This window comes from Hyphomonas sp. UBA3601 (assembly GCF_002375605.1).
GTDB lineage: Bacteria > Pseudomonadota > Alphaproteobacteria > Caulobacterales > Hyphomonadaceae > Hyphomonas.
The window spans coordinates 1-242 of record NZ_DFME01000136.1 but is presented as its reverse complement, the minus strand read 5'-3'; the positions used below and the strand labels follow the sequence as shown (position 1 = coordinate 242).

At 69.4% G+C, this 242-nt stretch carries 1 protein-coding gene; it reads left to right on the top strand.

Annotated features, from left to right (window positions below; translation table 11 throughout):
* Positions 1 to 242, top strand: a 242-nt coding sequence (locus B4F73_RS15345; RefSeq protein WP_290483705.1) for a DEAD/DEAH box helicase, incomplete at both ends; no start/stop codon positions are given.

Here is a 242-nt window from a genome sequence, read left to right as displayed (position 1 = left end):
ACCGTTGCTTTCGGCCTCGCCATGGCTGGCGACCTGCTCGCCGGGGCAGACCGCTTCGAGAAATCCGATACGCCGCTGGCCGTCATCGTCGCGCCAACCCGCGAACTTGCCCAACAGGTCGCCCGCGAACTGGAATGGCTCTACGCCAAGTCCGGCGCCCGCATGGCCACCTGCGTCGGCGGCATGGACATGCGCGAGGAGCGCCGCACGCTTGCCCGCGGTGCGCACATCGTCGTCGGCAC